Origin of the sequence: Klebsiella sp. 141153 (assembly GCF_032601995.1) — a bacterium.
Taxonomy (GTDB): Bacteria; Pseudomonadota; Gammaproteobacteria; order Enterobacterales; family Enterobacteriaceae; genus Klebsiella; species Klebsiella aerogenes.
In genome coordinates, this window is sequence record NZ_JAQIRJ010000004.1 from 184,974 (window position 1) to 210,652 (window position 25,679).

Here is a 25,679-nt window from a genome sequence, read left to right on the forward strand (position 1 = left end):
ATTATGCCAGGCCGGGTAAGCTGGTAGCCCCGCTAAGCGTAGCGCGAGCGGGGGAAGGACATACTACTTCAGCTTATTTAACAACGCCTGATGCACGTTAGGCGGCAGGAAGTGGGAGACATCGCCCTGGTGGCGCGCCACTTCCTTAACCAGCGATGAAGAGATAAACGACCACTCTTTGCACGGCATCAGGAACACGCTTTCCAGGGTGGGCATCAGATGGCGGTTCATGTGCGCCAGCTGCATTTCATATTCGAAATCCGCCACTGCCCGCAGGCCGCGAATGAGAATATTGGCCTGCTGCGCGCGGGCGAAATTGGCCATCAAATCGCTAAAGCCAATCACCTCAACGTTGACCAGATGCGCCGTTGCCTGCTCCGCCAGCGCAATTCGTTCATCGAGGCTGAACATCGGTTTTTTGCTCGGGCTGGCGGCGATGGCCAGCAAAACCTTATCAAACATACCCGCCGCGCGGGTGACGATATCGATATGGCCGTTGGTGATAGGGTCAAAGGTGCCCGGATAGATCGCTTTTGTGCCCATAATTACACTTTCTCCGAGTAGCCGCGGCTGAGTGCCCACAGCTCGGTGTATTTATTAAACGTGTATTGCGCATTGACTACCGCCAGCAGCCAACCCTGTTTTCCATCCAGTACGCCGCCGCGCAGCAGCAGCGTTTTGACGAAGACGCCCAGCGTATGGCTGAAAATCCCCGCCATCGAGGTCTTCTTGCCCTTCTGATGACGCTCAAGCGCCCAGGCTGCGGCATACGCCAGCTGTTTCTGCTGGAAGCCGGAGAAGTCGCGGCAGGTCAGGTGCAGCAGATCGCCGCTGAGCGGCACCACTTCGGCCCCAAGGCTATCCAGAGATTCATGCACCAGATTATCGTTATAGCGGTAACGCGCGCGTTCGTACAGGCGCATCACCCGATCGGGATACCAGCCGCTGTGGCGCATAAAGCGCCCGAGGAAGTAGTTACGCCGGGCGATGCTGTAGATAACGCCGCGCTGCGGCGCATCCAGTACCTTGAGGATAGACTCTTTCAACTCAGGCGTAACGCGCTCGTCGGTATCAATCATCAGCACCCAGTCGTGAGTGGCGTAATCTTGCGCGCGCTGGCGCTGAATGCCGTAGCCTTGCCAGTCGGTGTTGCTATAGACCTGGGCGCCCAGGCTACGGGCCAGTTCGACGGTATTGTCGGTACTGCCGGAGTCCAGCACCACCACTTCATCCGCCCAGCTTACCGACGCCAGGCAATCGGCGAGCAGGTCGGCGGCGTTTTTGGCGATCATCACGACGGAGAGTCGGGTCGACATTAGTGGCTCCGCTGCGGCAGGTAGGGTTGCAGTAACTGTAGCAGACGCGACAGCGCGCCCTGGTTTTGATGCAGCACTTCCACCGCGTGGCGGCCGTACCACAGGCGATAATCTTCGTCGGTCAGCAGGGTAGAAACTTCTCTGACCAGCGAGTCGGCGTCCGTGACGGTGATCAGACCATCGTCCTGCTGCAGCTTGGCGCAGATATCTTTAAAGTTAAAGGTGTGCGGACCCATCAGCACCGGAATAGCATGGGCGGCGGGTTCGAGCGGATTGTGTCCGCCGCGTTCAACCAGGCTGCCGCCGACGAACGCCAGATCGGCAATGCCGTAGAGCAGCATCAGTTCGCCCATGGTATCGCCAATCACCACCTGGGTGCTGTTAGACGGAATTTCACCGGTGCTGCGCATGGTGAAGCTCATACCGGCCTTTTGCACCATATCGCGAGCATCGCCGAAGCGTTCCGGATGGCGCGGTACGAGGATTAATAGCAGGTCGGGGAAGGTTTCCAGCAGTTTTTTATGCGCCTGCAGGATGATTTGTTCTTCGCCGTCGTGAGTACTGGTGGCTATCCACACTTTACGGTGCGGCGCCCACTGGCGACGCAGGGTAACGGCGCGCGCCGCCAGTTCCGGGGTGACGGAGATATCGAATTTCAGGCTGCCGGTGACCGCCAGTTGGTTACGTTTGAGACCGAGCGCGAGGAAGCGGTTGCCGTCTTCTTCATTTTGCGCGGCGATAAGCGTGATACGGCTGAGCAGGCGGCGCATAAAACCGCCGAGTTTGGCATAGCCTTTCGCGGAACGTTCTGACAGTCGTGCGTTAGCAATTACCAGCGGAATTTTACGTTTGTGCAGCGCGGCGACCATGTTCGGCCACAGCTCGGTTTCCATCACGATGACCAGTTTCGGCTGCACGCTGTTGAGGAAACGGTTCATGGCGCAGGGGAGGTCATACGGCAGATAGACGTGGTGAACATCTTTGCCGAAAGCGGACATGGCGCGTTCAGAACCGGTCGGCGTCATGGTCGTGACGGTGATCGGCAGTGATGGATAACGATGGCGTAGCGCGCGCACCAGCGGGATCGCCGCCAGCGTTTCACCGACGGAGACGGAGTGCAGCAGAATGCCATCCGGCACTACCTTGTTTTGACAGAAGCCATAACGTTCAGCCCAGCGTTTACGGTATGCCGGGGCCTTACGGCTGCGCAGCAGCAGTCGCAGCCACACCAGCGGCTGAATGAGGTAGAGTAGGGTGGTATAAAGCAATTCCAAACTATTTATCCGTTTTAGGTTTTTTGCGGGCAAATTCTAAGCATTTAACCCGCGTAAAGCTATCTCTTTGGCGGAAACCGAGGGATTTCGACCTATGCGGCGTTGAGATAGCGCTTGATGCGCAAATAGCGGCGTCCCAGACGCCAGCGTAAACGGAACGTGCAGGCGTTACTCCAGATCAGGCGCCAGATGCCGCGTTCGAAGAATTCTTTGATGATAATATGCTTTTTCGACTCATCTTTCATGCAGTCGAAGGTATGAATAATCCCCAACCCCTCTTTGGCTATCTGCCAGCGGCAGGCGGCAATGTGCCGTACCTTATCCGGATAGCGCTGGTTGATGGCGCTGAGCATCTCGAGGATCTTCATATAATGGCGCGCTGAGCGCATCAGCGTATCGTCGTTGTCCGGCTTATGCGAGACCGATTCCGAGTGAATGTAATAGTCGTAAAATTGCTCGCTGGTGTACTGCACGCGTTCGGCGGCCAGCAATGCTTCCGTCGTCCAGGGAATATCCTGATGGCGCAGGCCCGGCTCAAAGTGGAAATGGTGCTGCTTGATAAAATCGCGGCGATAGATGTTCAGCCAGGTGACGTGCAGAAACTTACGCGAGTCGAGCGCCTGCTTTAGCCAGACGTAACCCGGCAGGACGCCAGTAGACTGCAGGCGCTCCGGCGGGAAAATCGGGTGAATATCGTCGCGGCTTTCGTACACATAGCGGCCATTACAGGTCGCGACATCGAGATTGCCCTTCTCGGCCATTTCCAACAGCGTGCGGTACATGCCGGGATAGAACTTATCGTCAATGTCCGGGAAGGCGAGGTATTTACCGCTTGCCGCCGCCATACCGGTATTACGCGCCACCGAGACGCCCTGATTCTCCTGCTCCAGCACGGTGACGTTCTGCAGCCTGTCTTTCCATTGGTCGATAACCGCCAGGCTACCGTCGGTAGAACCGTCGTTCACCAGGATCAGCTCATAGCTTGCCAACTGCTGTTGTTCGAGGCATTCAAAGAATTGCGCAAGGAATTTTTCACCGTTATACACGGCGGCCACGATGCTCAATAAAGGCGTTTGACTCATAACTCATTCGATCCTGGTTAAAAAACGACGTCAGGCGCTGCGCAGCTGACGGTACTGTTGGCAAATCGACTCTACGCTGAATTTTTCCAGCGCGGCGGAATCAATGGCCGGCGGGCTATGGTAAATGCTTTGCATCGTCTGGGCTAGCGCAGAACTGTTGAGATCGGCCAGACCGCGGGACAGCTCGCCGCTGAGGATCTCGCTGACCCCGCCAGGACAGCGGGTGCTGGCAACCGGCGTATTCAGCAGTAGCGCTTCAACAATGACGTTGCCAAACCCTTCGCTGTCGGAGCTGAGCGTTAGCATTCGCGCATGTTTAATCCACGGCAGCGGGTTGGGCTGAAAGCCTTTAAACAGTACCCGATCGCCGACCTGCAGCTGCTGCGCCAGTTGACGAAGCCGCTGTTCCTGCTCCGGTTTGCCCTGCCCGAGCAGCACCAGCGGCGCCTCGATACCGCTTTGCGCGTAGGCTTCAATCAGCCGGTCATGGCGCTTACCGGGATGGAAGCGGCCGACGTGGATAATATAGTCCCCTTGGGGAATATCGGCCGGCGCTTCAGCCGCCGCGCGAATGGCGGCGATATCGAACGGGTTATAGATGGTTTTAAGCTGTGCCGGGCGCAGTGCGAACTGCTCGACCAAATCCTTTCCAACCGCATCGGAAACGGTCACCACGTTGCGCCCCTGGTATACGCGCTTGATTTTTTGCTGCTTCATCCAGCGGTCAAAACCGCTGCGATGGCCAAGATAAGAGGTAGAGAAAACGCCGTGCAGACAGAACCAGACGTTGCGATCCTGCAATGCCCGGCTGCGGGCGACGATGCGATCGGTTTTGTGCAGATTCGACAGTACCAGATCGAAGCGACCATGCTGTTCTGCTTGTTCAATCGCGCGATCAAGCTGGCGCGCGCGGCGGGAGAGTTCCGTTAGCTTGCGCCACGGTTTGCGGCAGCGGTCGGCAATCACCTGATAATCGAGCCCTTCCGGCAGCGGATAATCGCAGACGTCGCGCAGCGAAAACAGCGATACCTGTTCGCCCTGGCTGAGAAAATGTTCCGCCAGCGTGAGCACGACTTTCTCCGCGCCGCCGCCCGGCAGGCCATCGATAACAAACAATATGCGCATCGTTATTTCACCAGATCCTGATAGAGAGAAAGCAGCTGCGTCGACAGCCGCTCGCTGGTGCAGTCCATAATTCGTTCGCGGGCGCGGGCGCCTTCAGCCGAACCCAGCGCGCGCGCGGGCAGCGCCATGACCGCTTGCTGTAATGCGGCGATATCCAGCGCGTCGCAGACGTAGCCGTTGCTGCCTTCGACGATGAACTCCGCGCCGCCGCAGCCGGTGGTGGTGATAACCGGCAGGCCGCAGGCCATCGCTTCCAGAATTACATTCGGGAATGGATCATACAGCGTCGGCAGCAGCAGTCCGTCGGCCATCTGATAGAACGGCAGCGTTTCGGACTGCATGCCGAAGAAACGCACGCGATCTTCGCAGTTCAGCGATTTTGCCAGCTGTTGATAGCGGTTCTGTTCTTTGTCTTTGCCGACCACCAACAGATAACGGTCGGTGGGGGCGATGGCGCGGATTGCCGCATCCAGCCCTTTTCGTTCAAAGCCGGAACCGACATAAATCAGGCAGCTTGCCTGCAGCGGTAGCTGCCATTTGGCGCGTAATCCGGCAAAGGTTTCTTCGCCAGGCGGCAGAAACCGCTGGTTATCAATAGCGTTGTAGATGACGTGGATTTTATCCGCCGGCAGGCCGAAGTCTTCGATAATTTCCTGCTTGATCATCTCCGCGTTGCAAATCACCCCACGCAGGTGCGCGTCCTGATACATCTCGCGTTCCGCCTGCATCACATAACGGTGATAGCGGTCGGCGAACAGCAGGCGGCTTTTCCAGGCCGGTAAAATGCGCGAGCGCTGTTGCAGCCAGCGGCGATGAACGCCGTCGCCTGCGCGGTATAGATCGCAACCCGGAATACGCTCATGGCTTTGCACCAGGTCGAATGATTCACTCTGCCAGAGCGCGCGCGCGGCGTTGGCGAAACCGCGTTCACGGCTGATGCGCCCCCATTTGCGCGGGTTGCAGATGTGAATATGCCAGTCCGGTTTGACAGGCCCTTGCCACTCGCGGGTGATGACGTTCAGTTCCAGATTACTGCTGTCGAGGGCTTCCAGCGCGCGGGAGACAAAGCGCTCCGCGCCGCCGTCGGGGCGATACTTTTGCCGTACCAGAGCCAGCCGGAATTTACTCATGCCAGTACCTTTTTCGCCGCCGCGATAACCGCGTCGGTAGGGATTAAATCAAGATAGCGTTCTTCGGTGTTGGTGTTGATGTCGTCAGGGTCGGGCAGCGGGCCGAAGTCGCCGGCCCAGATAACCTCGCCTTTCGCCTGCCACGGCCGCCAGAAGGTCAGTTTCGACGGGCCAAATAGCGCGACGAGCGGCGTACCCAGCGCTGCCGCCATATGCATCGGCACCGAATCTACGCCGATAAACAGGCGGGCGTGATCGATAACCGCCGCCAGCTGGCGGAGCGTCAACTGACCGGCTAATGAGTGCAGTCGCGCCTGCGGGCAGCCGCTAATGATGTTCTCTACCATCTGCTTTTCTTTGGCGTCAGGGCCAGAGGTAAGCACCACCGCGTAGCCTTCTGCTGACAGCGCATTAATCAGCGCGCTCATGCGCTCTTCGCGCCAGCATTTAAAGAACCAGCGCGAAGTCGGTTGAATAACGATGTAGTTCTCCTGGAAGCCGTCCGGCAGCAGCGAACGGCTGGTCGTCCAGTCAGATTCGCTGTAGCCCATCCGCGCCGGCGCATCGTTTATCTCAAGCCCCAGCGGCGCCAGAATAGAGAGGTTTTGCTGCACCGTATGCAGCTGCTTGTGCTGCTGGGTAGAAGCAAGCGCGGTGTGGCAGTAGCGCCAGAACGGATGACGGCGCTTAGGGAAATCGAAACCGATGCGCGTCGGCGCGCCGGTTAATTTGCTGATGATCGCGCTGGGCCATTGATCGGCAAGGTTGAGCACCATGTCGTAGCGCTGCTGGCGCAGATTGCGGATGAGCTGCCATTCCATCTTAAGCTGATGCCGCTTGCCCTGCTTTTTCCAGCTGCGATCGATCGCGTAAATCTGGTTAATCTCCGGATTCGCCGCCAACATGTCGCGGGTTTCAGCATACAGCAGTACATCGACGCGAGCGGCGGGATATTGCTGTTTGAGCGCGTTTATCAGCGGGGTGATCAGCAACATGTCGCCATGATGGCGCAGCTTAATGACCAGGATCCGCGCCGGGTTCTGCTGGCCGGGGGAGAGGGTTTCAGGCGTCATACTCTGTTCTTCATCCAGGATAAGGGTTCCGATTCTAGGGGATCGTGCAGATTGAGAGAAGCGTTGTATTGCTCTACCATGGACCGATACGTATGGCCTGAGGACGTTTTCGTGCATAATCCTGCATTTCTCATCACGATTGATACAGAGGGTGACAACCTCTGGCAAAAACATGACAGCATCACCACGGAGAATGCGCGCTATCTTCCGCGTTTTCAGCAGCTTTGCGAAAAGTATGGCTTCAAACCGGTCTATTTGACCAATTATGAAATGGCCATCGACCCTTTTTATATCGAGTTTGCTAAAGATGTCATCGCGCGCGGCACGGCGGAAATCGGTATGCATCTGCACGCCTGGAACAGCCCGCCGACCGAGCCGCTGACCGCGGATGACTGGCGTCATAAGCCTTATCTCATCGAGTACAGCGATGCCGCCATGCGTGAGAAGGTCGACTATATGACCCATCTACTGGAAGATACCTTCCAGACCAAAATGGTGAGCCATCGCGCCGGACGCTGGGCGTTTGACGAGCGCTACGCGCGCCTGCTGGTGGAGTACGGTTATCAGGTGGATTGCTCGGTGACGCCGCGGGTGAACTGGAAAACCGCTAAAGGCGCGCCGCAGGGCGATGGCGGTACGGATTATCGTCGCTTCCCGCAACATGCTTATTTTCTTGATGAAAATGATATCAGTCGCGAAGGTCATTCCCCGCTGCTGGAAGTGCCTATGAGCATTCAATACAAACACTCAGCATGGATGAATAGCGTTAAGCAAGGCTACGATAGGCTACGCGGCAAAGTCCGTTCGCCGTCCGTACACTGGCTGCGTCCGATGGGCGGTAACGTCGAGACCATGAAAAAAGTAGTTCAGCAGACGCTGGCGCAGGGTAATGATTATGTTGAGTATATGCTGCATTCATCGGAGTATATGCCAGGCGGTAGTCCGACCTTTAAGAATGAACAAGATATTGAACGTTTATATGCCGATCTGGAAGCGTTCTTTAGCTGGCTTGCGCCGCAGGTCCGCGGAATGTCTTTAGCAGAATATTATAATTTCAAGAGAAATCTTACATAAAACAATCATTACTGATAGAGGTGCGGCGTTAATCTGGTGTAATATCATCAGTCGAATGAATAATTAACGCCTGAATTATTAATATACTGAGGTTTTATGAAGATAGCAACCGTACTACGCTCTGGCGGTGATTATAACCAAAGCCATGTGCAGTGGTTATACAAACAATTGCCAGCAGACATCGAGAAAGTGTGCTTTACCGATTTAACTATTCCTGGCGTTAACACCATTAAACTAACTGAAGATTTGCCTGGCTGGTGGTCAAAAATCGAGATGTTTAATCCGGATTCGGTTGCCGAAGATATTTTTTATCTCGATTTAGATGTCGTCGTTGTCGGTGATATTAGTGATATTCTGGCAAATAAACAGCTGACCATGCTGAGTGATTTTTTCTTTCCGCAGAAAACCAAAAACTCCGCTATCATGCGCGTTCCGCATGAAGAAAAGTACAAGGTCTGGGAAGCTTTTAAGCGCTATCCGGAACTATTCATGACGCGCTATCAGAGCGGTGGCGACCAGGAGTTTATCAGCAAAATCTATCCACACGCCGCTATCTGGCAGGACATTTTACCCGGACAGATCGTTAGCTATAAAAAGCATGTCATTCATAAGAAGAAGAATGAACATGCCACCGGTGATGGCACCGTGCCTGCGGGGACGCGAATTGTCTGTTTCCATGGAAAACCACGCCCTTGGGACTGCGGTGAAGCCTGGGTGCCACCATTTGAGAAAGCTTAATTATTTATGAGTAAAGTGATGTCGCCAGTGACAATATTGCTTCTGGCAATATTGTCATGTGTTTTTGTGATGCCGGAGAAAATTATGGGTAGAAATCTCTTTTACCTGTCTTCGGTTATTACCTTAATTTATGCGGTAATTAACAGAAAACGTCTTACCTTTAAAAAAGAGGAGATGTTTCTGTCTCTGACGCTATTGATGTTAGGAGCCTCACAGCTTATTTGGTCATATCGCTTTCCGGGTAATCCGGCTGAAATTTATATGGCTGATGTTAGCTATCCTCGCTCAGGCGCTTATTTGATGATCGGCGCTGTGATGATGTTACTCTTGCCTGCGGTATTAAGGACAACAGCAATACAATATGGCAAAAGCTTGAGTTACGCATTAGTCGCGGGCTTTTCAGTATTGACGCTATACGCTTTACATTATCATTTTTTTGTTTCCGGCGATCGCCTGAGAATCGATAACTCCGCAACCTTAAGCGCCTATCTTTATACGATATACTCGTTATTGACGCTATATGCTTTAGCTTGCGTCAATATCCGCTATCGCAACTATATTGCCAGCGGTGTGATATTTTTCTCGCTGTGGATTATTTTTCTGACCGAAACTCGCTCGGCGCTGCTTATTTATCCGGCGGTACTGCTCTATGCCTTACTGACCGGTAACGTGATGTCGAAGAAAAAATCAGCGCTGGCGTGCCTGATGCTGTTGGTTGCTGGCCTGGCAGTGATTGAGTTGGCGTTTCCCTCGCTGAAAGATCGGGCGAGTGAAGCGGTCACTGAGATCTCGGACTATCAAAGCGATAACAATACCTCGATGGGTTCCCGGCTCAGTATGTGGCATACCGGGATCTATGAAATTATTGCTCATCCTGGTGGCGTAAGCTCGCAGCAGCGTTTCCAGATCCTCTCGCAATTGATGTATGAGAAAGAGCAGGGGAATCCAGAGGGGTTGCGCAACATTGTTTATCATCTTCATAATGATTTGATCGAAACCATGTCGCTACAGGGCGTTATTGGCGGCCTCTTCCTGCTGGCATTGTATGGCGCGATGCTGCTCTATGTTTACAGAAAGGCGACGCTGAAATGTGCATTGGCGTTTATTGGCGCGCCGGTGATTCTTTTTGGCTGCGTCGATACTCTGTTTATCCACGACAGATTTATCATTATGTTTATTGTGGCGTTAGCCGTTTTCACGGCGTTATCGCCGGAAAAATCTGCGGAAGAATCGTGATGGAGTGATGAAGTGGCCGTTCAGGCCACTTCATGTAGCGCTTGAGATAACGGCATTTTAGGAAATACCTGTTCAGGAATTGCGCTATTAAGGGAAAGATTAATTACCGTAATACCCTTTGCCTGTAAATGACGGCTGGCGAGTTCAAAGGCTGGGAAAACCATACCATCTACTTTATCGGCGAGATATGAGGGAAGCTTATTCTCACCGTTTTCATAAAATCGCGGTTGCTCAAAATTATTCATATCCAGACCGGCAATAATAATTCTGTTGAATCCCAGCCAGGCGATAATCTGCAGCGCCCAGTAAGCCACCGTTCCCGCGTCAAATATCCCTTTGCGAATATCGGTTGAGAAACCAATATGGCTTAAGTTTTGGTGCAGGAGCGCACTTGGGGAGCGGCTAAAGACCGTCGCGATATCGTTACCGGGGATCTTTGGCTGGTAAATCTTATAACAGGCATCTTCAATCAGGGCGAGTCGACACTGAATATTGTTGAGCCCGATGCGCTCAATGATTTTGGCAATACCGTGGGTAGTGGTAAAAAAGAGGATCCGTGGATTGCTGACAATACCGGCGATAACCTCGGGTTTACGGTCAAAAAACTCCATATCAACGATCAGATACAGAGAAAACCCTACCTTTCCTTCGAGAAAGTAAGCGCCGTTGACGCCCATTACCGGCAACGATGACGGGATAATAGAAAAATCGACATCGTTGATTGATGGACCGGTCGCGGTGAGCAGCATTGGCCCGGAGAAAGCGTCTTTTAATTCACTTAGGCTACACAGCGGTACCGATTCGCCCTTGTATTGTAAGGCACAAATTTCACCGCTTTCCGCCCGACGGATCTTTACCCACGGCCACAGGTTTTCATTGTGGCGGTAGGCGCGCGGGCGGGTATAGCGATAAATTTGCTTGAATAGCGATCCCATTAAACCAATCCCTGTGCTTGCAACAGTTGCTGAACATGCTCAGCGGTAATATCGCCGGTGCTGCTACCGTACGGCGGGCGGACGATATGCTGGTTTTTGCCATATCCGCCAATCAGTCCCGGATCGGTTGGGCCGTAGAGCGTGAAATTGGGTTTATCGAGCGCCGCGGTCAGATGGCTCAGCCCGGTGTCGACGGAAACTACGCCGCGTGCGCCAGCCAGAATCTGCGCAACCTGCTCAAGGCTCATGCGCGGTAGTACATCGACGTTATCGCGCCCTTCCGCCAGCCGTTTTGCCCGCGCCTCTTCGTGCGGCGCGCCCCACGGCAGCTTAATACGCACGGCGCTAGCCGCCAGCAGATCCAGAAGCTCTTGCCAGCGCGCTTCCGGCCAGTGTTTATCATCGCGGGTGGTGGCGTGCAGGAAGACCAGATACGGCTCTGTTGCCGGTGCGTCAGGGCGAATAAAGTGGCTTGCGATGGCGTAATTACCCTGCGTTTGCGGCCTGGCATAGCCCAGGCTTTTGGCGAACAGTTCGCGCGTGCGCTCTACTGCGTGCTGCTCGACAGCAATATGGTGGCGACGGTTATAAAACAGGCTTGCCAGCGGCTCGCGGGCGGACTGCCAGTCCATGCCATGTTTGACGCCGTGCGCCAGACGCGTTACCAGCGCGGCGCTTTTCACCAGCCCCTGCGCATCAATAATGGCATCGTAGTTGACGGCCTTTACGGCATCGCGAAAGGCCTTTCTTTCCGCTTTGATAGGCGCGGAAAACCAGGCTTTGCGCCAGCGGCGAATCGCCACCGGAATCACCCGCTCGACGGCGGCATGCCATGAAGGGATCTGCGCGAAGCCTTCTTCAACCACCCAGTCAAAGCGGATACCGGGGATGGCCTGCGCGGCGTCGGTTAGCGCGGGCAGCGTGTGTAGCACGTCGCCCATGGACGAGGTTTTTACGATCAATACCCGCATCCGTTACGCTTCCTCGTGCTCGGTTTTTTCCGCTAACAGTTCGTTCAGCTCTTGCAGGACGCGTTCTGGAGTGATGTCGATCAGGCTTTGATGATAGCCCTCAGCGGCATCGCCTTTGCGCACCTTGTGGTAGCCGCTAATCAGGCGAATAACCCGCGCTTTATGCGATAGCGGCGGGGTAAAGTCCGGGCTGCTCGGGCCGTACAGCGCCACCAACGGGCGATCCAGCGCGGCGGCGACGTGCATCAGCCCCGAATCGTTGCTGACCACAGCCTGACAGGCGGCAATCAGAATCACGGCCTGTTCCAGCTGGGTTTCGCCGGCCAGGTTACGGCACCAGGCCTGCTGCTCGCTGCTGAGCGCGGCGATGATCTCTTTGCCGGCATCGTTATCTTTCGCCGAGCCGAAGAGCGCTATCTGATAACCATCGTCAATGAGCTTTTTCGCCAGCGCGGCATAGTGATAATGCGGCCAGCGTTTGGCCGGGCCGAATTCCGCGCCGGGGCAGAAGCCGATAATCGGCCGATCGTTCGAAAGATTAAAAGCGTTGCAGGCCTGTGATTTTTCGCCATCGTTGACCTGCAGCTGCGGCCACAGCAGCGGTTGTGGAAGGTCTTTAGCGCAGCGCATGACGCCATTGTCGTAGGCCAGCGCCACGTAGCGCTCCACCATCAGCGGCCAGGCGTCTTTGTCCAGCACGCGGGCGTCGTTAAGCAGGCCATAGCGCATCTCGCCGCGCCAGCCGGTGCGCAGCGGAATGTTGGCGAAGAAAGGCACTAATGCCGATTTAAACGAGTTCGGCAGCACGTAAGCGCGATCGTAGCGACGATCGCGCAGGCTGTGGCCGAGTTTACGACGCTCGCCGATAGCCAGCGCGCCGTGGCCGAGCGGCATGGCGATCGCTTCGTTGACTTCCGGCATGCGCGATAACAACGGACGGCACCATGCCGGCGCCATCACGTCGATAATCGCCTGGGGATAGCGCGCCCTGAGCGTACGATAAAGACTTTGCGACATCATCATGTCGCCCACCCAAGACGGGCCTATCACCAATATTTTCATGCTTGTTTCTTACGCGTCGCGGTTTAGCCAGGCCATATATTCCGTTACGCCTTCGGCAACGGTTTTGAACGGTTTGTCATAGCCCGCTTTACGCAGGTTAGTCAGGTCGGCCTGGGTGAATGCCTGATAGCGGCCTTTCAGTTTGTCCGGGAACGGGATGTATTCAATGCTGCCTTTCTTATGGTACGCCAGGGTCGCATCGGCGACGGCCTGGAAAGATTCCGCGCGGCCGGTACCGAGGTTGAAGATACCGGAAACGCCATTTTCCCAGAACCACAGGTTCACCGCGGCGACGTCGCCGACATAGACGAAGTCGCGTTTGAAGCCGTCGCTGCCTTCGAACAGTTTCGGACTTTCGCCATTATTCAACTGGGTATTGAGGTGGAAGGCCACGCTCGCCATGCTGCCTTTGTGCCCTTCGCGCGGTCCGTAGACGTTGAAATAACGGAACCCGACGATCTGCGAATCCGCTTCCGGCAGGATCTGACGGACGTATTCGTCGAACAGGAATTTAGAGTAGCCGTAGACGTTCAGCGGTTTTTCAAATTCGCGTGATTCGATAAAGTCGCTGGTGCGCCCGCCGTAGGTGGCGGCGGAAGAGGCGTACAGGAACGGGATTTCGCGCTCCAGACAGTAGTGCAGCACCTCTTTGGAGTACTGATAGTTGTTATCCATCACATACTTGCCATCCCACTCGGTCGTGGAAGAGCAGGCGCCTTCATGGAATACCGCTTCGATCTCGCCGAACTCTTCGCCGGCCATAATCTGGATCAGAAAATCTTCTTTATCCATGTAGTCAGCGATGTCCAGATCCACCAGGTTTACGAATTTGGTGCCGTCTTTCAGATTGTCTACAACCAGAATATCGGTGATGCCTTTGTCATTCAGGGCTTTAACGATGTTGCTGCCGATAAAGCCTGCGCCGCCGGTTACGATGATCATAACTGTACCTTTGAAGTAGAAAGCCCGGAAACAATCCGGACATGAATACTCATATCATATCACTACATCCGAAAGGCTTCAGCCATTCGCCGAAAAGGTGCTGGCCGTGCGTGATTTATGCTGCAAATTATTCATTCAGGCATGCATCATCTCGTATCAACGTATAGCTTTGGGTAATATGTGCCAAATTTTGCCGAATCTGGAGAGTTGCAATGCGTGGTGATTTCTACAAACAGTTAACCAATGACCTGGATACCGCGCGCGCGGAAGGGTTGTTTAAAGAAGAGCGTATCATTACTTCGGCTCAGCAGGCGGACATCACCGTCGGCGACAGCCACGTGATTAACTTCTGCGCCAATAACTATCTGGGTCTGGCGAACCACCCGGAACTGATTGCCGCGGCGAAATCCGGCATGGACAGCCACGGCTTCGGGATGGCCTCGGTGCGCTTCATCTGCGGTACCCAGGACACGCATAAGCAGCTCGAGAAGAAGCTGGCGGATTTCCTCGGTATGGAAGACGCGATTCTCTACTCCTCCTGCTTCGATGCCAACGGCGGCCTGTTTGAAACGCTGCTGGGGCCGGAAGATGCCATTATCTCTGATGCCCTGAATCACGCGTCGATCATCGACGGCGTGCGTCTGTGCAAAGCTAAGCGTTTCCGCTATGCCAACAACGACATGCAGGAGCTGGAAGCGCGTCTGAAAGAAGCGCGCGAAGCCGGCGCTCGCCACGTGCTGATCGCCACCGATGGCGTTTTCTCGATGGACGGCGTGATCGCCAACCTGAAAGGCGTCTGCGACCTGGCGGATAAATATGATGCGCTGGTGATGGTCGATGATTCTCACGCCGTGGGCTTTGTCGGCGAAAACGGCCGCGGTTCCCATGAATATTGCGACGTGATGGGCCGCGTCGACATCATCACCGGCACGTTGGGTAAAGCGCTGGGCGGCGCGTCAGGCGGTTACACCGCCGCACGCAAAGAAGTCGTTGAGTGGCTGCGCCAGCGTTCTCGTCCGTATCTGTTCTCCAACTCCCTGGCGCCGGCCATTGTCGCCGCCTCCATCAAGGTGCTGGAGATGGTGGAAGCGGGCAGCGAACTGCGCGATCGCCTGTGGGCTAACGCGCGCCTGTTCCGCGAAAAAATGACCGCCGCAGGCTTTACCCTGGCAGGCGCCGACCACGCGATTATCCCGGTGATGCTCGGTGAAGCCACCATCGCCCAGGAGTTCGCGCGCGAATTGCAAAAAGAAGGTATTTACGTCACCGGTTTCTTCTATCCGGTGGTTCCAAAAGGCCAGGCGCGTATTCGCACCCAGATGTCGGCGGCGCATACCCCTGAACAAATTGAACGTGCGGTAGAAGCCTTTACCCGCATCGGCAAACAACTGGGCGTCATCGCCTAATAAGGGTGTGAGATGAAAGCGTTATCCAAACTGAAAGCGGAAGAAGGCATCTGGATGACCGACGTACCGGAACCGGAAGTCGGCCATAACGATCTGCTGATTAAAATCCGTAAGACCGCGATTTGCGGTACCGATGTGCACATCTATAACTGGGATGAATGGTCGCAGAAAACCATCCCGGTACCGATGGTGGTGGGTCACGAGTATGTCGGTGAAGTCGTGGGTATCGGTCAGGAAGTGCGCGGCTTTAAGCTCGGCGATCGCGTTTCCGGCGAAGGGCACATCACCTGCGGACACTGCCGTAACTGTCGCGGCGGCCGCACGCATCTGTGCCGCAATACCATCGGCGTGGGGGTAAACCGCCCGGGCTGTTTCGCTGAATATCTGGTGATCCCGGCCTTCAACGCTTTCAAAATCCCGGACAATATCTCTGACGACCTGGCATCAATCTTCGACCCGTTCGGTAATGCGGTGCATACCGCGCTCTCCTTCGACCTGGTCGGTGAAGATGTTCTGGTTTCCGGCGCCGGTCCGATCGGGGTGATGGCCGCGGCGGTGGCGAAACATGTCGGCGCGCGTAACGTGGTGATTACCGATGTTAACGAATATCGCCTGGAACTGGCGCGTAAAATGGGCGTCACCCGCGCGGTCAACGTGGCGAAAGAGAATCTTAACGATGTGATGGCGGAGCTGGGGATGACTGAAGGCTTCGACGTGGGCCTGGAGATGTCCGGCGCGCCGCCGGCGTTTCGTACCATGCTCGATACCATGAACCATGGCGGACGTATTGCGATGCTGGGTATTCCTCCGTCGGATATGTCTATCGACTGGACCAAGGTCATCTTCAAGGGGCTGTTTATTAAAGGGATTTACGGCCGCGAAATGTTTGAAACCTGGTATAAGATGGCGGCGCTTATCCAGTCGGGTCTCGATCTTTCGCCGATTATCACCCACCGTTTCGGTATTGATGACTTCCAGAAAGGCTTTGACGCGATGCGTTCCGGCCAGTCTGGTAAAGTGGTACTGAGCTGGGATTAAGCGAATTATCGTCAGGATGACGATAATAAGCATTCTTGCTGCCCATGGTTTATGGGCAGCATATTCCCAACATATATATTAATAATAAAGTTTTTGTTATTACTACGATCGCTATTGAACTGGCTCCGGTTTTATTTATATTCTGCCATATCTTCATATAACAAGGATGATATATATGGCATACCCTATTTTCATCAATCGTGTTTGGCAATTGAAGAATATCATCTTACCGGCGTTGCTGCTTTTAATGAGTTTTAGCATTCTTGCTGAGCAAAGGCTTGAACATGGCGTGCTGCAAGCCTACTGGAAGGCGCAATGGAGCGATAATGCTACCATTAATATTCCGGCCCTCGGATTTCGCTATTATTGGCTGGATGACCAGGGGCAATTGAAAAAAGTCATCAATATATATGTTAAGGGAACGCTGAAAGAACAGTTGCTGTTTATTCGGCAGAACTTTAGTGATATCCCGGAAAATTTTATCAGATTTCGCGAGTGGTACGTTAACCAGCAGGGCAGTCTGCTGGTTAATAATATCGCGCAGTATACCGAATGCAACAGTGAGAATTATAGCGCCGTATTGCTTTCTTTTGTTCCTGCGCGAAATAAACCTGCATCCTGGATAGACGATATGCATGCTCAGGTCCCCTGCGGCGGCGACGGGCGCTATCCCTGGTTAACGACATATCATTTACAGCGTGAATGGAATCAGCTTTCATTCAAAGAATGGCCAGATGATAATGCGAATAATACATATTCCGTTATGGCTGATGACGTGGTGGTTAAAATACGCACTATTAACAAATACTGGATCTATGCCGCTCTTTACGATGACAGCAAAGCGGACCGTATGAGTGAAAAACGGGGGTACATAAGGAGAGGGCATCTCAAACCCGATAACTGACACCCGCTGGTATCGGGCAAGGTGATGAAATTTATCTCAAGGTAGATTTATTTAGATTTGGATAACATTTCTAAAATAATACGCATCTACCGCACTATTTCCGCATCGATCTTTTGCCTATTCGTTTATACAGTTGGTTTACTCTTCGTTTAATCGCATAAACCCTATGTTTAAGCTCTCAGTATGCTTGCTTACCTGTAATTCGGCCCGCTTATTACGGGAAGTCTTGCCGCCGCTGTTGCGGGTGGCGGATGAGTTTATTGTCGTTGATTCAGGCAGTACGGATGAAACGCTGCAGATATGTCAGCAGTTTGGCATAACGGTTTACCATCACCCCTATGCCGCCCATGGCATGCAGATGAACTATGCAACCTCGCTGGCGACCCATGACTGGGTGCTATGTATGGATAGCGATGAAATTCTGGATGAAGAAGTGGTTGCGGCGATTCTGGCGCTTAAGGCGGGAGAGGAACCGGATCCGAGCTGCGCGTGGCGTCTGCCGCGCTACTGGTTCGTGCTTGGCGAGCAGGTGCGCACCATTTATCCCATCTCATCGCCGGATTACCCGGTACGCCTGTTCAACCGTCAGCGTGCCAGCTTTAACCAGCGGCCGGTGGACGATCAGGTGGTCGGCCATCTGACCTCGATAAGGCTGCCGGGCTTTGTCCGCCACGATACCTTCTATTCACTGCATGAGGTGTTTAACAAGCTCAATAGCTATACCACCCGGCTGGTGAAGGCGCAAAAGGTCAGGCCGTCGCTCAGTCGCGGGATTATCAGCGCCATCGGCGCGTTTTTTAAGTGGTATCTGTTCAGCGGCGCGTGGCGTAGCGGTAAGGTGGGGGCTGTCACCGGACTGTATGCCACCTTGTACAGCTTCATGAAGTATTTTAAAGCCTGGTATGCTCACGACGGGAAGCGGCAGGGAACCGTGACGGAGAAGCGCACGGATCCCTGATGAAGATTAGTTGGTGGGGCTATCCCAGCCCTGCCATTTAAGCTGGTAATACTGGACCAGCGCGCTCTGGCTGATGCTTTCGCTGAGAATGCTAAAGAAGCGGCTGGCGTTCACCGGCTCCAGCGGACGCTTCGGTTTGCAGTACTTCACTCCGTGGAACGGGTTACGCGGCTTCTGCTGCTGCGGCGCGTTTGGTTGCGCAGGCGTGTTCGGCGTCGAGTTGTCGACCTGCGGTTCGTTCAGCAGGCTGCTCGGGCGCACCAGCGTGATATCCGGCGGCAGGTTATAAACCATTTGCTGTAGTACCCGCACCGTTGAAGGGTGTGGGTGACCAATGGCGATCGCCGAACCGTTACGCCGCGCCAGCGCGATGGCGCGGTTGAACTGGGTGCGGATGTCCGCCTCGTTCTGGGTATCGTCGAGAAACACTTTGCGTTTAATCACCTTCACGCCGGTCCCCTGGGCGGCGCGCATGGCCTGGGTGTTGCCGATGGTCACGCTATCGAGAAAATAGAGATTGTAGCGTTCCAGCGCCTGCATCACCTTCTGCATGCCGAACAGGTTAGAGGTCATGGCGCTACCCATGTGGTTGTTCAGCCCGACGGCGTAAGGCACTTTCCCGTAAGCCTCACGAATAATACGTTCGATCTCATCGCTGCTCATATCCGGGCGCAGGGTGTCTTTTTCCAGCGGTTGCTTGCTGAGCGGCGCCATCGGCAGGTGGATCAGCACTTCGTGGCCCAGATTATGCGCTTTAGTGGCCATTTCCCGGGCGTGGGGGGCGTTCGGCAGCACGGCAACGGAGATGGTGGGCGGCAGCGCCAGCACCTTATTTTCCGTCTGTGGACGATAGCCGAAATCATCGATAACGATAGAGAGTTTACCGGCGAAAACCGGCGCAGCTATAGTCAGTGAACCGGCTACAGCAAGTGCAATCATGCGAAATTGGAGCAAAACTTATCTTCCCAACCACGGCTGTGGATTGACCGCCTGACCCTGGCGGCGAATTTCGAAATAGAGCGACGGACGACCCTGACCGCCGCTACTGCCTACCAGCGCGATAGCCTGGCCCGCGCGGACCTGGGTACCGACGCTGACCAGCGCGCTTTGGTTATAGCCGTAAAGACTCATGTCGCCTTTGCCGTGTTCAACGACGACCACCAGCCCGTAGCCCTGCAGCCAGTCGGCGAGGATCACCCGACCATCGGCAATAGCTTTGACTTCGGTGCCTTCAGACGCAGCGATAACCATCCCTTTCCAACGTAGTTCACCTTGCAGCTGTTCGCCATAACGATGAAGAATTGTTCCGCGAACCGGCCAGAAGGCCTGCCCGCGCGGCGCGCCGAGGCCGCCGGTTCGCGACATCAGCGAACGTTCGCTTTCGGTTGGTTTATAGGTGGTGCCTTTGCGCGAGGCTTCCTGCTGACGGTCGCGTACCGCCTGGGCATCGCGAGCCTCGCGGTCGGCGCGGGCTTTGGCTGCCGCTTCCGCCTGGGCGATGCGACCGCGCAGGCGCGATTCGTTAGCGCGCAGTTCGCTGAGCTGCTGTTGGCCTTTCTGAATGGAGGATTCGAGGCTGGAGAGCGTCTTTTTACGCTCGTTGCGCGCCTGCTCAAGCTTGGCCTGCTGCGCTTTTTGCTCGTAAACCAGCGTTTGCTGCTGGCTTTGTTTTTCTTCCAGCATCGATTTCTGTACCGCGACTTCTTCGCGCGTCTGCTTGAGCTGGGCGATAGTCTCCTGACGGGCCTGGTTAAAGTAACCAAAATAGGCCTGCAGGCGCTGGTTGCGCTGTCCCTCTTCGCCGCTGAGGATCATCTGCATGCCGGTATGCGGCCCCTGGCGGAAGGCGGCATCAAGCTGCGCGGCGAGGTTACGTTCCTGGGAGGCCCGCTGGCGCTCCAGCTTAGCGATAGACGCGTTCATGTCGTCAATCTGCTTATTGAGCTGGTTGAGGGTATCCTGAGTTTCACGCAGTTTACGCGCGGCGGCGGAGATCGCTTCTTCCTGCGCTTTTAGCTGGGCCAGCAGAGAGGATCGTTGCTGCTGCTGTTGCTGAATCGCGCGCTGTTTGGCGGCGATATCGGCCTGAATGGATTTCAGCTGGTCGCGATCATCGGCGTGAGCGGATGCGGCGCACAGCAATACGCCAGCGCTAAGCGCGCTGGCGTAAAGAACGGATCGAACAGCCGTTGCGATCCATGTATTTGAATAAGTCGCCTTTCCCCTCATGGGGAAGGATTATTCCACGATGAACAGCGGCTTGCCAGTCATCTCTTGCGGGATTTCCATTCCCATTAGCGACAGCATGGTTGGCGCGATGTCGGAAAGCTTGCCGCCTTCGGCCACTTTCACGGTTTTGTCGCCAACGTAGATCAGCGGAACCGGCAGGTTAGTATGCGCGGTGTGCGCCTGTCCGGTCGCTGGATCGCGCATTTGCTCGGCGTTGCCGTGGTCGGCGGTGATCAGCAGCTGACCGCCGACGGATTCAACGGCCGCAGCCACTTGTTCGATGCAGTGATCCAGCGCTTCAACCGCTTTCACCGCCGCTTCCATCACCCCGGTATGGCCAACCATATCGCCGTTCGGGTAGTTACAGATAATGGTGTCATACTGGCCGCCTTTGATGGCAGCAACCAGTTTTTCGGTCAGCTCGGCGGAGCTCATTTCCGGCTGCAGGTCGTAAGTGGCGACCTTCGGCGAGTTAATCAGAATACGGTCTTCGCCTTTGAACGGCTCTTCTACGCCGCCGTTAAAGAAGAAGGTCACGTGCGCATATTTCTCGGTTTCGGAGATGCGCAGCTGGGTTTTGTCGTGCTTCGCCATCCACTCGCCGAAAGTGTTAACCAGTGAAGCTGGTGGATAGGCGCAAGCGACTTTGATGTCGGCGGCGTATTCGGTCAGCATCACGAAATCGAGGTTAACGACTTTCTTACGCGCGAAGCCGTCGAAGTCGGCGTTAACGAAGGCGCGGGTGATTTCGCGCGCGCGGTCAGCGCGGAAGTTCATGAAGATCAGCGCGTCGCCGTCTTCCATCGCGGCATCGGCCTGGCCGGCGGCGCGGATAACGGTCGCTTTGACGAACTCGTCGTTTTCGTCACGGGCATAGGCTGCCTGCAGGCCCGCTACGGCGGTATCGGCCTGGAATTCGCCTTTGGCCAGCGTCATCAGGTCATAGGCTTGTTCTACGCGATCCCAGCGGTTGTCGCGGTCCATGGCGTAGTAGCGACCAATGATAGAGGCGATACGGCCTTTGCCCAGCGCGGTGAATTTAGCTTCGAATTTAGCCAGCGTCGCTTCAGCGCTGCGCGGCGGCGTGTCGCGGCCATCGAGGAAAGCGTGCAGATAGATTTTCTCTGCGCCGCGCTCGGCGGCCAGTTCTACCATCGCCATGATATGGTCTTCGTGGCTGTGAACGCCGCCAGGCGACATCAGGCCCATGATATGTACCGCTTTACCTGCGGCGACGGCTTTGTCGACCGCGCCGGTCAGCACCGGATTGGCGAAGAAGGTGCGTTCTTTGATTTCAACGTCCAGACGGGTCAGATCCTGATACACGATACGACCCGCGCCGAGGTTTACGTGACCCACTTCGGAGTTACCCATCTGGCGGTCAGGCAGCCCGACTTCCAGACCGGATGCGTCAATCAGGGTGTGCGGACGTTTTGCCCACAGTGCGTCCATTACCGGCGTTTTCGCGCTATAAATGGCGTTATCCTGCTGGTCTTCACGGTAGCCGTAGCCATCCAGAATCACCAGTACCATAGGTTTTTTAGTAACCGACATTGCGACAACCTCATGCTCAAAGACAGAAAATTTGCGTAATTTTACTACAGCTGAATCGATCAAATCACCGTAAAAGATCAAAGAAAGGGAAGGGACGACGCCAGAGCCGATGGCGAAGTCGGCTTTTTTTTCGTGACGGGCCGCAGAAAATACATTACATCGCGCTCACTGGCTGTATTTGCCGCAATGCACAGGTATACTCCTTCCTTGGTTTTTTTATCACTTAGTCGGGAGTTGTAACCCCCCATGCAAGAAATTATGCAATTCATCGGCCGTCACCCGGTCCTGAGCATCGCGTGGATCGCGCTGCTGGGTGCGGTACTGTTCACCACCTTTAAGGGCTTGATGTCGAAAGTTAAAGTCATCACCCGTGGTGAAGCGACGCGTCTTATCAACAAAGAAGAAGCCGTTGTTGTCGACCTGCGTCAGCGTGACGACTTCCGTAAAGGCCATATCGCCGGCGCTATCAACCTGCTGCCTGCCGATATCAAAGCAAATAACGTCGGCGAGTTGGAAAAACACAAAGCACAACCCATTATTGTTGTGGATGGGTCCGGCATGCAGGCGCAAGAACCTGCCAGCCTGCTGAATAAAGCCGGATTCGAAAAAGTCTTTGTACTGAAAGAAGGCATCGCAGGCTGGAGCGGCGAGAACCTTCCGCTGGTACGCGGCAAATAATTTACCCCCGCGTCGTTATGGCGCAGCGGTTCCCCCGATAACCTCTCAGGCGGCGGGGAGCCTCTGCGGCGTAAAATCCCTCGGGGTAAAAACAGGAGTGAGTCATGGCCAATATTGAGATCTATACCAAAGCGACCTGCCCGTTCTGCATCCGCGCCAAAGCGCTGCTGAACAGCAAGGGCGTGACGTTCAACGAACTGCCTATCGATGGCGATGCCGCAAAGCGTGAAGAGATGATCCAGCGCAGCGGCCGGACGACGGTTCCGCAGATTTTTATTGATGCGCAGCACATTGGCGGCTGTGACGACTTGTATGCGCTTGATTCACGTGGTGGACTTGATCCCCTCTTGCGCTAATTTTTACGTTTTCCCCATTCAGGGGCCGCGTATTTAAGGACAACACGAAAGGGTTTTACTATGTCAGAACAAAACAGCACCGAAATGACTTTCCAGATTCAGCGCATCTACACCAAAGACGTTTCCTTCGAAGCGCCAAATGCGCCGCAAGTTTTCCAGAAAGATTGGCAGCCGGAAGTTAAACTTGATCTGGATACCGCTTCCAGCCAGCTGGCTGAAGGCGTTTATGAAGTGGTGCTGCGTGTCACCGTAACGGCATCGCTGGGCGAAGAAACCGCATTCCTGTGCGAAGTACAGCAGGGCGGCATCTTCTCCATCGACGGCATCGATGGCAACCAGATGGCGCACTGCCTCGGCGCGTACTGCCCGAACATTCTGTTCCCGTACGCTCGCGAGACTGTTACCAGCCTGGTTTCCCGCGGCACCTTCCCGCAACTCAACCTTGCGCCGGTGAACTTTGACGCGCTGTTTATGAACTATCTGCAACAGCAGGCTGGCGAAGGTGCTGAACAACATCAGGATGCCTGATGAACGCGCTTAATGCTGCAATGACTGTGATCGGTGCCGGCTCTTACGGCACCGCTCTTGCCATCACCCTGGCAAGAAATGGCCACGAGGTTGTCCTCTGGGGCCATGACCCGAAACATATCGCGACGCTGCAACACGATCGCTGCAACGCCGCGTTCCTTCCCGATGTGCCCTTCCCGGACACGCTGCGCCTTGAGAGCGATTTAGCGACGGCGCTGGCCGCCAGCCGCGATATCCTCGTGGTGGTGCCGAGCCACGTCTTCGGTCAGGTTTTGCGCCAGATTAAACCGCTGATGCGTTCAGATGCGCGTCTGGTGTGGGCGACGAAAGGCCTGGAGGCCGAAACCGGCCGTCTGCTGCAGGACGTGGCGCGTGAAGCGCTGGGCGATGACATCCCATTAGCGGTCATCTCCGGTCCGACTTTCGCCAAAGAGCTGGCCGCCGGCCTGCCGACGGCGATTTCTCTGGCGGCGACGGATCCGCAGTTTGCGGAAGACCTTCAGCGCCTGCTGCACTGCGGTAAAAGCTTCCGCGTCTACATCAACCCGGACTTTATCGGCGTGCAGCTGGGCGGCGCGGTGAAAAACGTTATCGCCATCGGCGCCGGGATGTCTGACGGTATCGGCTTTGGCGCGAATGCCCGTACGGCGTTGATCACCCGTGGTCTGGTGGAAATGTCCCGTCTCGGGGCGGCGCTGGGCGCCGATCCGGAAACCTTCATGGGCATGGCCGGGTTGGGCGACCTGGTACTGACTTGTACCGATAACCAATCGCGAAACCGCCGTTTTGGCATGATGCTCGGACAGGGCATGGACGTGCAAAGCGCGCAGGACAAGATTGGCCAGGTGGTTGAAGGCTATCGCAATACCAAAGAGGTTCGCGTTCTGGCGCAGCGTTTAGGCGTCGAAATGCCAATAACCGAGGAAATTTATCAGGTATTGTATTGCGGAAAAATTGCGCGCGAGGCAGCATTGACCTTATTGGGTCGCGCACGCAAGGACGAACGCAGCGCCAACTAGCCGCAGGGAAAGTCTGTTACCTGTATGACCCGGTCAGCGAAGAACTGACCGGTCATAATTCTTACCGTCTGGAGTATGCAATGCCGTGTGAAGAACTGGATATCGTCTGGAACAATATTAAAGCCGAAGCCCGGGCTTTGGCCGACTGTGAGCCGATGCTCGCCAGTTTTTACCACGCAACGCTACTCAAGCACGAAAATCTGGGCAGCGCCCTGAGCTATATGCTGGCGAATAAGCTGGCCTCGCCGATTATGCCCGCTATCGCCATTCGCGAAGTAGTGGAAGAGGCTTATGCCGCTGACCCTGAGATGATCGCTTCCGCCGCCTGTGATATCCAGGCGGTACGTACCCGCGACCCTGCGGTCGATAAATACTCAACGCCGCTGTTGTACCTGAAAGGCTTCCATGCGCTGCAGGCCTACCGCATCGGCCACTGGCTGTGGAATCAGGGGCGCCGCGCGCTGGCTATTTTCCTGCAGAACCAGGTCTCCGTCTCGTTCCAGGTCGATATCCATCCGGCGGCGAAGATTGGCCGTGGGATCATGCTCGACCACGCCACCGGTATCGTGGTCGGTGAAACGGCGGTGATTGAAGACGACGTATCCATTCTGCAGTCCGTGACCCTCGGCGGTACCGGCAAAACCAGCGGCGACCGTCACCCGAAAATTCGCGAAGGCGTGATGATTGGCGCCGGGGCGAAGATCCTCGGCAATATCGAAGTCGGGCGCGGGGCGAAGATTGGCGCCGGTTCCGTGGTGCTGCAACCTGTGCCGCCGCATACCACCGCCGCAGGCGTACCGGCGCGCATCGTCGGTAAGCCGGAGAGCGACAAACCGGCGATGGATATGGATCAGCATTTTAATGGCATCCACCATACCTTCGAGTACGGCGACGGGATTTGATTTATTGCCATTTGCCGCCGCGAAGCTCAAAAATGTAGATATCTGTTATCAGTTTGCAACTGTTCTGGTCCGGAAAAAACATGTGCTTTGTGTTAATTTAGAGCACATTGCGCTCCTAATATTTCTTCTGCGTTATGCCTTTCATGGCG

Annotated in this window: 26 protein-coding genes; 12 read left to right on the forward strand and 14 right to left on the reverse strand. The window is 55.3% G+C overall.

All coding sequences use genetic code 11. The features are described from left to right. Nucleotides 1-63 precede the first annotated feature (63 nt). The 7 genes from coaD to rfaQ form a co-directional block, all read right to left on the reverse strand. Nucleotides 64-543: a pantetheine-phosphate adenylyltransferase gene (gene coaD, locus PGS10_RS09435; RefSeq protein ID WP_015703808.1), complete on the reverse strand. Its 480-nt coding sequence runs from the start codon at nucleotides 541-543 to the stop codon at nucleotides 64-66. 2 nt (nucleotides 544-545) lie between these two features. Continuing rightward, nucleotides 546-1,316, reverse strand: coding sequence for a glycosyltransferase family 2 protein (locus PGS10_RS09440; protein ID WP_316422774.1), 771 nt, complete (start codon nucleotides 1,314-1,316; stop codon nucleotides 546-548). Continuing rightward, nucleotides 1,316-2,590, reverse strand: a complete 1,275-nt coding sequence (waaA, locus tag PGS10_RS09445; RefSeq protein ID WP_015369159.1) for a lipid IV(A) 3-deoxy-D-manno-octulosonic acid transferase — start codon at nucleotides 2,588-2,590, stop codon at nucleotides 1,316-1,318. The genes PGS10_RS09440 and waaA overlap by 1 nt, the downstream gene beginning before the upstream one ends. A 92-nt stretch (nucleotides 2,591-2,682) precedes the next feature. Beyond that, nucleotides 2,683-3,672, reverse strand: a complete 990-nt coding sequence (locus PGS10_RS09450) for a glycosyltransferase (protein WP_316422775.1) — start codon at nucleotides 3,670-3,672, stop codon at nucleotides 2,683-2,685. A gap of 30 nt (nucleotides 3,673-3,702) precedes the next feature. Next, entirely contained in the window at nucleotides 3,703-4,797 is a 1,095-nt protein-coding gene (locus PGS10_RS09455; protein ID WP_047078191.1) for a glycosyltransferase, read from the reverse strand. 2 nt (nucleotides 4,798-4,799) lie between these two features. Further along, nucleotides 4,800-5,927 carry a glycosyltransferase family 4 protein gene (locus tag PGS10_RS09460; protein ID WP_316422776.1) on the reverse strand — a complete coding sequence of 376 codons (1,128 nt, stop codon included), beginning with the start codon at nucleotides 5,925-5,927 and terminating at the stop codon, nucleotides 4,800-4,802. Further along, complete coding sequence (rfaQ, locus tag PGS10_RS09465; RefSeq protein ID WP_316422778.1) at nucleotides 5,924-7,000, reverse strand: putative lipopolysaccharide heptosyltransferase III; 1,077 nt, start codon at nucleotides 6,998-7,000, stop codon at nucleotides 5,924-5,926. Before rfaQ ends, PGS10_RS09460 begins: the two co-directional genes overlap by 4 nt. 111 nt (nucleotides 7,001-7,111) lie before the next feature. Here rfaQ and PGS10_RS09470 point away from each other — a divergent pair, with 111 nt between their 5' ends. The 3 genes from PGS10_RS09470 to PGS10_RS09480 all read left to right on the forward strand — a co-directional run bounded on the left by PGS10_RS09470 (nucleotide 7,112) and on the right by PGS10_RS09480 (nucleotide 10,048). Beyond that, nucleotides 7,112-8,074 carry a polysaccharide deacetylase family protein gene (locus tag PGS10_RS09470; protein ID WP_045390617.1) on the forward strand — a complete coding sequence of 321 codons (963 nt, stop codon included), beginning with the start codon at nucleotides 7,112-7,114 and terminating at the stop codon, nucleotides 8,072-8,074. Nucleotides 8,075-8,170: 96 nt separating this feature from the next. After that, on the forward strand, nucleotides 8,171-8,812 hold the full coding sequence (locus PGS10_RS09475) for a hypothetical protein (RefSeq protein ID WP_045386549.1): 642 nt from the start codon (nucleotides 8,171-8,173) through the stop codon (nucleotides 8,810-8,812). A gap of 6 nt (nucleotides 8,813-8,818) precedes the next feature. Beyond that, nucleotides 8,819-10,048, forward strand: a complete 1,230-nt coding sequence (locus PGS10_RS09480; RefSeq protein ID WP_080961799.1) for an O-antigen ligase family protein — start codon at nucleotides 8,819-8,821, stop codon at nucleotides 10,046-10,048. Between the two features lie 20 nt (nucleotides 10,049-10,068). Here the strand turns inward: PGS10_RS09480 and PGS10_RS09485 are convergent, their stop codons facing one another. The 4 genes from PGS10_RS09485 to rfaD are packed head-to-tail and all read right to left on the reverse strand — an operon-like array spanning nucleotide 10,069 to nucleotide 13,958. Then, a complete protein-coding gene (locus PGS10_RS09485) occupies nucleotides 10,069-10,983 on the reverse strand; it encodes a sugar glycosyltransferase (protein ID WP_047047664.1) in 915 nt (304 codons plus the stop codon). Beyond that, a complete protein-coding gene (gene rfaC / locus PGS10_RS09490) occupies nucleotides 10,983-11,954 on the reverse strand; it encodes a lipopolysaccharide heptosyltransferase RfaC (protein WP_316422781.1) in 972 nt (323 codons plus the stop codon). The genes PGS10_RS09485 and rfaC overlap by 1 nt, the downstream gene beginning before the upstream one ends. 3 nt (nucleotides 11,955-11,957) lie before the next feature. Then, on the reverse strand, nucleotides 11,958-13,016 hold the full coding sequence (gene rfaF, locus PGS10_RS09495) for an ADP-heptose--LPS heptosyltransferase RfaF (protein WP_015703797.1): 1,059 nt from the start codon (nucleotides 13,014-13,016) through the stop codon (nucleotides 11,958-11,960). A 9-nt stretch (nucleotides 13,017-13,025) separates the two neighbouring features. Further along, entirely contained in the window at nucleotides 13,026-13,958 is a 933-nt protein-coding gene (gene rfaD, locus PGS10_RS09500) for an ADP-glyceromanno-heptose 6-epimerase (protein WP_045390625.1), read from the reverse strand. Between the two features lie 212 nt (nucleotides 13,959-14,170). Here rfaD and kbl point away from each other — a divergent pair, with 212 nt between their 5' ends. The 4 genes from kbl (at nucleotide 14,171) to PGS10_RS09520 (ending at nucleotide 18,264) form a co-directional block, all read left to right on the forward strand. Continuing rightward, nucleotides 14,171-15,364 carry a glycine C-acetyltransferase gene (gene kbl / locus PGS10_RS09505; protein ID WP_015703795.1) on the forward strand — a complete coding sequence of 398 codons (1,194 nt, stop codon included), beginning with the start codon at nucleotides 14,171-14,173 and terminating at the stop codon, nucleotides 15,362-15,364. Nucleotides 15,365-15,376: 12 nt separating this feature from the next. Next, on the forward strand, nucleotides 15,377-16,402 hold the full coding sequence (gene tdh, locus PGS10_RS09510; protein WP_015369171.1) for an L-threonine 3-dehydrogenase: 1,026 nt from the start codon (nucleotides 15,377-15,379) through the stop codon (nucleotides 16,400-16,402). 175 nt (nucleotides 16,403-16,577) lie between these two features. Further along, complete coding sequence (locus tag PGS10_RS09515; protein ID WP_316422783.1) at nucleotides 16,578-17,306, forward strand: hypothetical protein; 729 nt, start codon at nucleotides 16,578-16,580, stop codon at nucleotides 17,304-17,306. Nucleotides 17,307-17,472: 166 nt separating this feature from the next. Further along, entirely contained in the window at nucleotides 17,473-18,264 is a 792-nt protein-coding gene (locus tag PGS10_RS09520) for a glycosyltransferase family 2 protein (protein WP_316422784.1), read from the forward strand. A 6-nt stretch (nucleotides 18,265-18,270) separates the two neighbouring features. Here the strand turns inward: PGS10_RS09520 and PGS10_RS09525 are convergent, their stop codons facing one another. Genes PGS10_RS09525 through gpmM form a run of 3 tightly spaced genes read right to left on the reverse strand, consistent with a single transcriptional unit; the run spans nucleotide 18,271 to nucleotide 22,047 of the window. Next, nucleotides 18,271-19,218, reverse strand: a complete 948-nt coding sequence (locus PGS10_RS09525; protein WP_047047671.1) for a divergent polysaccharide deacetylase family protein — start codon at nucleotides 19,216-19,218, stop codon at nucleotides 18,271-18,273. 3 nt (nucleotides 19,219-19,221) lie between these two features. After that, nucleotides 19,222-20,493: a murein hydrolase activator EnvC gene (envC, locus tag PGS10_RS09530; protein WP_020077691.1), complete on the reverse strand. Its 1,272-nt coding sequence runs from the start codon at nucleotides 20,491-20,493 to the stop codon at nucleotides 19,222-19,224. Nucleotides 20,494-20,502: 9 nt separating this feature from the next. After that, on the reverse strand, nucleotides 20,503-22,047 hold the full coding sequence (gene gpmM, locus PGS10_RS09535; protein WP_045390640.1) for a 2,3-bisphosphoglycerate-independent phosphoglycerate mutase: 1,545 nt from the start codon (nucleotides 22,045-22,047) through the stop codon (nucleotides 20,503-20,505). A gap of 246 nt (nucleotides 22,048-22,293) precedes the next feature. On the opposite strand from gpmM, the gene PGS10_RS09540 reads away from it, so the two are divergent. The 5 genes from PGS10_RS09540 (at nucleotide 22,294) to cysE (ending at nucleotide 25,530) form a co-directional block, all read left to right on the forward strand. Continuing rightward, nucleotides 22,294-22,725, forward strand: a complete 432-nt coding sequence (locus PGS10_RS09540) for a rhodanese-like domain-containing protein (RefSeq protein ID WP_015369178.1) — start codon at nucleotides 22,294-22,296, stop codon at nucleotides 22,723-22,725. 104 nt (nucleotides 22,726-22,829) lie between these two features. Further along, a complete protein-coding gene (gene grxC, locus PGS10_RS09545; protein WP_015369179.1) occupies nucleotides 22,830-23,081 on the forward strand; it encodes a glutaredoxin 3 in 252 nt (83 codons plus the stop codon). Nucleotides 23,082-23,141: 60 nt separating this feature from the next. Further along, complete coding sequence (gene secB, locus PGS10_RS09550; RefSeq protein WP_015369180.1) at nucleotides 23,142-23,609, forward strand: protein-export chaperone SecB; 468 nt, start codon at nucleotides 23,142-23,144, stop codon at nucleotides 23,607-23,609. Continuing rightward, nucleotides 23,609-24,628 (forward strand): NAD(P)H-dependent glycerol-3-phosphate dehydrogenase, encoded by a 1,020-nt coding sequence (gene gpsA, locus PGS10_RS09555; RefSeq protein ID WP_015369181.1) that lies wholly within the window; start codon nucleotides 23,609-23,611, stop codon nucleotides 24,626-24,628. Before secB ends, gpsA begins: the two co-directional genes overlap by 1 nt. Before the next feature lie 80 nt (nucleotides 24,629-24,708). Continuing rightward, complete coding sequence (gene cysE, locus PGS10_RS09560) at nucleotides 24,709-25,530, forward strand: serine O-acetyltransferase (protein ID WP_004106845.1); 822 nt, start codon at nucleotides 24,709-24,711, stop codon at nucleotides 25,528-25,530. Nucleotides 25,531-25,679: the final 149 nt, after the last annotated feature.